The following is a 5,291-nucleotide window of genomic DNA, read 5'->3' as shown; positions in this document are numbered from 1 at the left end:
TCGCTCAGAATAGCCTCTCGCCGGACTTGAATCGTTTGGATATCCACCATAGTCAACCTCCTTATTGTAGATATTATTCTACAATAACATAACCAAAAAAAAGAGGCAAATCTAAAAACCCACTTTTATGTCGCAGGCCCGTTTAAAATTAAAGGATTTACTTTTGAACCATATTGTGCTATAAATATAAGGTTCAATGGTGTTTTTAAAAACCCCATATCGGGGTTTTTTGTTTTATTGATCTTTTAGAAGGATAAGGGCAGACACAAGAAAAAATGGAAACTCTAACGACCGTAAAATTAAGAGAAGATTTAAGAAATATCGCCATTATCGCCCACGTTGATCATGGAAAAACAACCCTTGTGGATAAAATGCTTCGGCAGAGCGGCGCTTTCCGCGCTAACGAAGTCATGACCGAACGGGTGATGGATTCGAATGACCTTGAAAAAGAGCGGGGCATTACCATTCTGGCCAAAAATACCTCTGTCCGTTATAAAAACTACAAAATCAATATTGTGGATACCCCCGGTCATGCCGATTTCAGCGGAGAGGTCGAACGAATTTTAAAGATGGTCGACGGCGTCCTCCTTTTGGTCGACGCGTTTGAAGGGCCGATGCCGCAAACCAAGTTTGTTTTAAAAAAATCTTTGGAGCTCAATTTAAAACCAATCGTGGTCATTAATAAAATTGACCGGCACGACGCCCGGCCCAAAGAAGTTCTGGAAGAAATTTTCGATCTTTTTATCGAACTTGAGGCTAATGATGAACAGCTTGATTTTCCGGTCGTCTACGCTTCGGCCAAGGCTGGCGTTGCCAAGGTGAATATGGAAGAGGAGGCGAAAGACCTTCAGCCTCTTTTTGAAACCATTTTAACTAAAATTACTCCTCCTCCGGGGGATGACGAAGCCCCTTTGCAAATGCTGGTCAACACCATGGAATACGATCAGTTTTTGGGAAGGCTTGCCATCGGGCGGGTTTTCAGGGGAAAAATAAAAACCGGCGAAATGATCAAACTGATTCATAAAGACGGTACGATGGAAACCGGCAAAGTCGCCAAACTTCTCGGATATGAAGGTTTAAAGAAGGTCGAAATTAAAGAGGCCCAGGCGGGGGATATTCTTGCCGTCGCGGGGTTTGATGAAGTCAATATCGGTGAAACTCTGGCCGATCTCAACGATCCGCATCCGCTTCCCCCGTTGTCGATTGGTGAACCGACGATTTCAATGAATTTTATAGTGAACAACTCTCCGTTTGCCGGTCTGGAAGGAAAGTTTGTCACTTCGCGAAACCTTCGCGAGCGGTTATTTAAGGAGTTACGGTCGAATGTCGCCCTTAAAGTGGAAGAGACCGAAGATACGGATGTTTTCAAAGTGTCGGGCCGGGGAGAACTCCATCTTTCAATCTTAATTGAAATGATGCGAAGGGAAGGCTTTGAACTTTCCGTTTCCCGGCCGGAAGTGATTTTCAAGATGGTTGGCGATGAAAAATTCGAGCCGATGGAAAAGGTTGTGATCGATGTGGCGGAAGGGTACATGGGAATCGTCATGGAAAAGATGGGACAGAGAAAGGCTGCGTTAAAAAATATGGTCAATAACGGGACCGGGTATGTCCGTCTTGAGTTTGAAATTCCAGCGCGATGTTTATTCGGCTACCGGACGGAATTTTTGACCGATACGAAAGGGACCGGAATTCTAAACCACCATTTTCATGATTACCAGGCCTATAAAGGAGATGTGCCCGGGCGGATCAAAGGGGTATTGGTTTCAATGGACCAGGGGGATGCGGTGACTTACGCCATGAACCACGTTCAGGAGCGGGGCGCTTTATTTATCGATCCGCAGGTCCAGGTGTATGAAGGGATGATTGTCGGAGAAAATTCACGGAATAACGACATGGTGGTCAATGTCTGCAAGAAGAAACATCTTAACAATATTCGTTCTTCTACCGCCGAAGACGCGATTGTCCTGACTCCTCCGAGGAAACTGAGCCTTGAGCAGGCCATTGAATTTATCGCGGATGACGAGCTGGTGGAAGTCACGCCGAAATCGATCCGGTTGCGAAAACGCTACTTGAGCGAAAACGACCGAAAACGCTTTGCTAAGAAGTAGGGGCAACCCCCCGTGGTTGCCCAGCACGCACTATCCGCGTGGATGAAATTGTTGATGAATTTTTTTCAGCCTTTCGCGGGTAATGTGGGTATAGATCTGGGTCGTGGAAATATTGGCGTGACCCAGGAGCGCCTGGACCGATCTTAGATCAGCCCCTCTTTCCAATAAATGCGTTGCAAAAGAGTGCCTTAAGGTATGGGGAGAAAACGATCGTTTGATCCCGGCCCGCAGAGCCCGCTTTTTAAGCAGATACCAAAACGCCTGACGAGTTAGCCCCTTTCCTGAATAATTTAAAAAAAGAAAATCCGATGTTTTATCTTTTAAGAGCTTTGACCGTTTGTGTTTTAAGTAATGGTTTAATTTTTCGACCGCCAGCTCCCCAATCGGTATCAGCCGTTCTTTTGATCCCTTCCCCATTGTCTTAATCACCCCTTCATTCAGAAAAAGAGAAGAAAGAGTTAACGAAACCAATTCCGACACTCTCAGGCCGGTGGCGTAAAGAAGTTCGATCATGGCCATATTCCGGCAGGCGAGCGGTGTGTTTTGATCAACAGGTTGAAGGAGCTGATCAACATCGTCGAGAGCCAGGGTGTTGGGAAGCCGGTGCCAGGTTTTGGAGGACTCGATAAATAAGGTTGGATCAGTTTGAACCAGCGATTCATATTGTAGAAAACGGAAAAACATCCGGAGGGATGAAAGGAGCCGGTTTAACGAGGTGGAGGATAGTCCCGAATTTCTACATTGATTTAAAAAAGTTTGAAGATGTTCTTTTTTGATCTTTTCAATTTCCGTCATTCTTTTCTTATTCAAAAATGCCGTAAATTTTAAGAGATCCCGCCGGTAAGATTCCAAGACCAGCGATAGACTTCGCACCCACTTATTAATCATGTCATTGCGAGCACCGAAGGGTGCGTGGCAATCTTATCGTAAAGTCTTGAGATTGCTTCACTTTGTTCGCAATGACAGCTTTCTAACTCTGTTCTTGGGCCATTTTATCGAACCGGCCATGATTTGACAAGCCCCCAATTGGGAAGTTGTCAAGAAGTTTTTTGTAAAAAATGTTCAGCAGATCGTTTTAGATCTCAACAACGCCTGTCCCTGGCTCAGCGTTCCTATTTCCACCTTGCATTTTATCTAACGTTTAATTAACATAGCCGTAAATGAATTGAGTTCCTCTGGAATCTCCCGATGCCGCGCGCAGATCAGCAGATCAGACAATGGACCATCCTCAAACTTCTGGAGTCCAACGGAAAAATCACCCTTCAAAAAATTGCCTCGGAACTTTCCGGCCCCTGTCATGATCGGATGTTACACTCCGGAGTATAATTTGGAAAATCCGTTTCCAGTGGATTTGGCACAATAAAAAAGTTTAAGAGTTGAGGAGGAAGAAATGGCAATATCTGGTTCGGCATTTGTAGACAAAAGTTGGCTAAAGGGAATTGCCGATTGTTTAAAAAAAAAATATGGAGCCAAACGAGTCATTTTATTTGGTTCTTTTGCCCGCAATGAAGACACTGAAGACAGCGATATCGATTTACTGATCATTTCGCCCACAACAGAGAAGTTTTACCAGAGAATGGCTTCGGTTCTGCAAATTGTCAGGGAATTGAGCATCGGCATGCCTTTAGCTCCAATTGTGTTAACACCGGAAGAATTAGCGAACAGATTGGAGAGAGGAGATCAGTTTGTTCAGGAAATTATCGCTACAGGAATTGACCTATGAGTTTTCAAAAAGATTTGCACTATTCAGATGATTGGCGCAGGGTTGCCCGACAAGATTGGCACAGGCGGTCCGTAATGCTGGAAGATGGCGATGCTGAAGGAGCAGGGTTTTTTCTTCAACAGGCCATCGAAAAATATCTTAAAGCTTTTTTACTGGAGAAGGGCTGGAAGTTAAAGAAAATTCATACTCTGCATAGTCTGATCGATGAAGCATCGGAATTTGACAACACCCTGACGCGCTTTCGTCCGTTATGTGAACGGATAAGTGGATATTACTTTTCTGAACGCTACCCCAGTTTAGGAGGCGCCGGATTGGAAACTAAAGATGTTCGTCAGGAGTTATCGGAATCCCGCGCTTTGATAAGGGTGTTATTTCCTGGCGAAACGTTGGAATAAAAGATGGAGGGAGCAAGGCGACCGAAGAATTCCGGTCAAGGTGAAAATCATCCAGCCGGTAATCCTGAGCCAGGTAATTGAAAATGAACGCTGGAAATTCCTGAGAAAGTATCAAAAGGTAAAGTCAGCGAGACCCGGGAAAATAAAAACAATTATAATAAAGGTTTGAATAAAGAAAAGACGAAAAATACGGCAATCAATGATCCGGTTATTCTTGAATTCAAGAAAACACTTGTTGAAAAGTTCTCAACAGATGTTACAAATGTCTTCCTGTATGGGTCAAGGGCGCATGGTGATTTTGAGCAGGAATCTGATTATGATGTGATTGTTCTCGTGAACAAAATCAGCAAAAATCTGGAAGACCAAATTTGTACAATGGCCTGGGAATTTGGATTTGAGAGGGGATGAAGGGGAGGGTGAAGAAAAAAGGTGTTCAGAGGCTTAAGGGGACGTGTTGAGGAGTAATGAATTAAAAATGAGGCTCGATCGGGGACAAATTGAAGTGGTGGATGATGCGATGGCAGAGGTGTTGCGCCGTAAAACACCCGCCGAGAGAATTAAAATCGGTTTTGACATCTGGATATCTGCCCATCAAATGCTAATGACCCATTTAAAATCAACGCATCCAGACTGGAATACGGAACAAATTCAAAAAGAAGTCGCCGGGAGATTCTTGCATGGGGCCCTATGAACTCCTTGAGAAAGTAATCAGGGTGTTTGAACAACTTCAAATTCCCTATCTGGTCACAGGGTCTGTCGCGGCAATGGCATACGGTTGCTCTCTGACCCATTCGCCTGTCATTCTGAGGCGAAGCCGAAGAATCTCAGGTTTGTTCAACAGAGCTCCATCAATATGGGTGGTTGTTCTGTAAAAAAATAAAATATTTTTGACCTTGGATGTCAAAGTGAAAGGGTAAGATAACTATATTTTTTGTAACTACTCAGGAGTGTCAGGGAGGAAAAAGCATTTCAGGCAAGTACGGTTGACCTGTCAGGGACTGGGAAATGGATTGCAAGAGGTTCCAGCCGTTTTTACGAGCTGTGGATAGGTAGCTTCTGATGCGG

At 44.3% G+C, this 5,291-nt stretch carries 7 protein-coding genes; 6 read left to right on the top strand and 1 reads right to left on the bottom strand.

Annotation, left to right across the window (positions count from 1 at the left end; all coding sequences use genetic code 11):
- The first annotated feature begins 275 nt into the window (after positions 1 to 275).
- Complete coding sequence (gene typA, locus HYR79_09500) at positions 276 to 2,108, top strand: translational GTPase TypA (GenBank protein MBI1821929.1); 1,833 nt, start codon at positions 276 to 278, stop codon at positions 2,106 to 2,108.
- 30 nt (positions 2,109 to 2,138) lie between these two features.
- On the opposite strand, the gene xerD is transcribed toward typA, so the two are convergent.
- The gene (xerD, locus tag HYR79_09495) at positions 2,139 to 2,996 is read right to left on the bottom strand and encodes a site-specific tyrosine recombinase XerD (GenBank protein MBI1821928.1); all 858 of its coding nucleotides are present in this window, start codon (positions 2,994 to 2,996) and stop codon (positions 2,139 to 2,141) included.
- A 300-nt stretch (positions 2,997 to 3,296) separates the two neighbouring features.
- On the opposite strand from xerD, the gene HYR79_09490 reads away from it, so the two are divergent.
- From HYR79_09490 to HYR79_09470, 5 genes are all read left to right on the top strand, one after another.
- The gene (locus HYR79_09490) at positions 3,297 to 3,434 is read left to right on the top strand and encodes a hypothetical protein (protein MBI1821927.1); all 138 of its coding nucleotides are present in this window, start codon (positions 3,297 to 3,299) and stop codon (positions 3,432 to 3,434) included.
- A 64-nt stretch (positions 3,435 to 3,498) separates the two neighbouring features.
- On the top strand, positions 3,499 to 3,831 hold the full coding sequence (locus HYR79_09485; GenBank protein MBI1821926.1) for a nucleotidyltransferase domain-containing protein: 333 nt from the start codon (positions 3,499 to 3,501) through the stop codon (positions 3,829 to 3,831).
- Positions 3,828 to 4,226 (top strand): HEPN domain-containing protein, encoded by a 399-nt coding sequence (locus tag HYR79_09480; GenBank protein MBI1821925.1) that lies wholly within the window; start codon positions 3,828 to 3,830, stop codon positions 4,224 to 4,226. The genes HYR79_09485 and HYR79_09480 overlap by 4 nt, the downstream gene beginning before the upstream one ends.
- A 165-nt stretch (positions 4,227 to 4,391) precedes the next feature.
- Entirely contained in the window at positions 4,392 to 4,634 is a 243-nt protein-coding gene (locus HYR79_09475) for a nucleotidyltransferase domain-containing protein (protein ID MBI1821924.1), read from the top strand.
- Between the two features lie 46 nt (positions 4,635 to 4,680).
- The gene (locus tag HYR79_09470) at positions 4,681 to 4,917 is read left to right on the top strand and encodes a hypothetical protein (GenBank protein MBI1821923.1); all 237 of its coding nucleotides are present in this window, start codon (positions 4,681 to 4,683) and stop codon (positions 4,915 to 4,917) included.
- Positions 4,918 to 5,291: the final 374 nt, after the last annotated feature.

Source organism: Nitrospirota bacterium, assembly GCA_016178585.1.
Classification (GTDB): domain Bacteria; phylum Nitrospirota; class Nitrospiria; order JACQBW01; family JACQBW01; genus JACOTA01.
The sequence above is the reverse complement of the archived record's forward strand: the minus strand, read 5'-3'. Positions and strand labels throughout refer to the sequence as shown.

Bases quoted from the DNA above. Each gene is read 5' to 3' on its own strand.
- typA (MBI1821929.1), top strand. From the start codon at position 276: ATGGAAACTCTAACGACCGTAAAATTAAGAGAAGATTTAAGAAATATC.
- xerD (MBI1821928.1), bottom strand. From the start codon at position 2,996: ATGATTAATAAGTGGGTGCGAAGTCTATCGCTGGTCTTGGAATCTTAC.
- HYR79_09490 (MBI1821927.1), top strand. From the start codon at position 3,297: ATGCCGCGCGCAGATCAGCAGATCAGACAATGGACCATCCTCAAACTT.
- HYR79_09485 (MBI1821926.1), top strand. From the start codon at position 3,499: ATGGCAATATCTGGTTCGGCATTTGTAGACAAAAGTTGGCTAAAGGGA.
- HYR79_09480 (MBI1821925.1), top strand. From the start codon at position 3,828: ATGAGTTTTCAAAAAGATTTGCACTATTCAGATGATTGGCGCAGGGTT.